At 44.4% G+C, this 2,272-nt stretch carries 4 protein-coding genes; all 4 read left to right on the forward strand.

Features of this window, described 5'->3' with window-relative positions:
* Positions 1-208 precede the first annotated feature (208 nt).
* The 4 genes from R7Q48_RS23880 (at position 209) to R7Q48_RS23890 (ending at position 2,258) form a co-directional block, all read left to right on the forward strand.
* Positions 209-550, forward strand: a complete 342-nt coding sequence (locus tag R7Q48_RS23880; RefSeq protein WP_169608416.1) for a MobC family plasmid mobilization relaxosome protein — start codon at positions 209-211, stop codon at positions 548-550.
* Positions 551-1,255: 705 nt separating this feature from the next.
* Positions 1,256-1,705 (forward strand): MbeB family mobilization protein, encoded by a 450-nt coding sequence (locus tag R7Q48_RS31755; protein ID WP_353616425.1) that lies wholly within the window; start codon positions 1,256-1,258, stop codon positions 1,703-1,705.
* Positions 1,706-1,939 carry an MbeD/MobD family mobilization/exclusion protein gene (locus R7Q48_RS31760; protein WP_169567099.1) on the forward strand — a complete coding sequence of 78 codons (234 nt, stop codon included), beginning with the start codon at positions 1,706-1,708 and terminating at the stop codon, positions 1,937-1,939.
* 61 nt (positions 1,940-2,000) lie between these two features.
* The gene (locus tag R7Q48_RS23890; RefSeq protein WP_318132550.1) at positions 2,001-2,258 is read left to right on the forward strand and encodes a hypothetical protein; all 258 of its coding nucleotides are present in this window, start codon (positions 2,001-2,003) and stop codon (positions 2,256-2,258) included.
* Positions 2,259-2,272: the final 14 nt, after the last annotated feature.

The raw sequence follows: 2,272 nt of genomic DNA on the forward strand, positions 1-2,272 counted from the left end.
GCTAGCCTCCTCTTTGCTCTTACTGTCATTGTTTGATACTTCATGATTTCCCTTATTTGCATTTCTTTATCTTACTTTCTATCTTTTGTTAAGCACATAAGCAAGGCTACACAAAGACCCCTCCACTTCGTTACGTTGTCATTGTGCCTTGTAAGGGACGCTACGCTCCCTTAACCCTAGTTAAAAGCACTCAAACTAAAGAATTGCCATGACTGAAAAGAAGAAAGTAATACGAGAAAAGTCCATCAAGATCAGAGTCACTGAGACTGAACTTCAAGCTCTGAAAGATCGGTGTGATGGTGCGGAATTAGCTCCTTGGGTGAGAGAGACTTGTCTTGGGGAACGGACTCTTAAAAGAGCCAATGTTCCTAAAGTAGACCCCGCATTATTGCGCCAGTTATCTGGACTTGGAAATAACTTGAATCAGATCACTAGAGTAGTGAATACCCAGAATTATGATGTCGTGAATGTGGTTCAAGTATTGGCCCAACTTTCAGCAATCGAGCGTCAGCTTGGGCAAATAATGGCAAAGTATGAGATCTCAGTATGATTGTTCAGTTCGCTCGTAGAGGTAAGGGTATTGGGAGTGGCCCTGTTGATTATCTCTTAGGGAAAGATAGAAATCGGGAGAGGGCGACACTCAATCAAGGCGATCCTGATTTAGTTCAATCACTCATTGATTCGAGTCCTTACGCCAAAAAGTACACATCGGGCTTTCTCTGTTTTGCTGAAACGGACTTATCACAAGAGATTAAAGATCGCCTCATGGCTGATTTTGAAAAGGCTTTGTTACCAGGCTTAGACAAAGACCAATACTCCATTCTTTGGGTAGAGCATCTTGATAAAGGGCGGTTAGAGCTGAACTTTGTTATTCCAAATATTGAGCTTCATTCTGGCAAGCGACTTCAACCTTACTACCACTTTGCAGACAATCCTCGTATCGATGCTTGGCGCACCATTCAGAATCTTGAACTAGGGCTTCATGACCCAGATGACCCTGCTAATCAGCAAGGCTTGGTGAGTGCTAAAGACACTCCATCCGATGCAAAAGAGATTCAGCAACTTCTTACCGATGGTCTACTTAATCTTGCTCAATCAGGCGCGATCCGTAGTCGAAAAGGGGTAATTGGTGCGCTTGAAAGCAAAGGATTTGAGATTGCCAGAGTGACAGCTAAAAGCATCAGCATTAAGAATCCCGAAAGTGGGAAACGAAACATAAGATTAAAAGGTTTGTTGTATGAGCAAGATTTTGAATATGGCGAGGGACTTCAATTCGCAATCGAAGAAGCAAGCCAACGCTATCGAGCAAACGCTAAAGAAAGACTTCGAGAGGCACGAACAACGTATTCAAGATGCGTTGAAATCAAGCGAGCAGAAAATCATAAACGACATCCAAGAGCAGCAATCACGTTTGAATCTCTTGGTGATGAAAACATGGATTTGGTTGCCAGTGACCCTGTTATTTTTGGTGATCGTCAGTTACGGGATCGCTTGGTATCAAGGGCAGACGATATTAGACAATCAGAAAAAGATAGCCCGCCAAAAAGCGATCCTAGAGCAGTTCCAGAACAAGACTTGGGGGCTTTCTCTGTACGAGAGCCAGAAAGGGGAACGTTTTATTGTGATACCAGAGGGTTACTCGATTCTGGAGGGGTGGACAATGAACGATGGCAAGAACGAGCTGATCAAGTTGGAGAGGAAATAAATGACCGAGCTAGAGAAACAACTTTTGCACGCCTTCGAGGTTTTAGAGAGGCAGCACAAGGAGCAGCACAGCGAGTTCGTGAAGCTCTACAAGGATTTAGAGAAAAGATTCGAGCAGAGCAGCGAGGAGAACCAACGCTTACAGAGCAGTGTGAGCAGCTTGACCATGCAAGTAAACAACTTGACGCAGCAGCTCCAGTCGTTGGAAAAGCAATACAGCAAGAGCAGTCGTTAGCACGACAAAATCGCAGAGGTCGAGGTTTCGGATTTAATCGTTAATACATTTGAAAATACGCTTGCCAGGAGTACAATGTACTCCTATTCTTTTGGGAGAGGATCGGGTTATTAGCTACGCATTAGAGTTTATTGAAACGCCATTGTTTGAATCTCAGCGAAAAGAGATGCTCACGGATGAAGAGTTTCGAGCGTTGCAGTCAGACATCATCAAAAACCCAGAAATGGGATCGTTGATTGTCGGAACGGGAGGGCTAAGAAAAGTTCGCCTTGCGGGAGAATCGGCAGGGAAGAGTGGTGGTGATCGAACGATTTACTGACGGGTCCAACCTGA

The sequence above is a fragment of the Vibrio sp. 378 genome, from assembly GCF_033339435.1.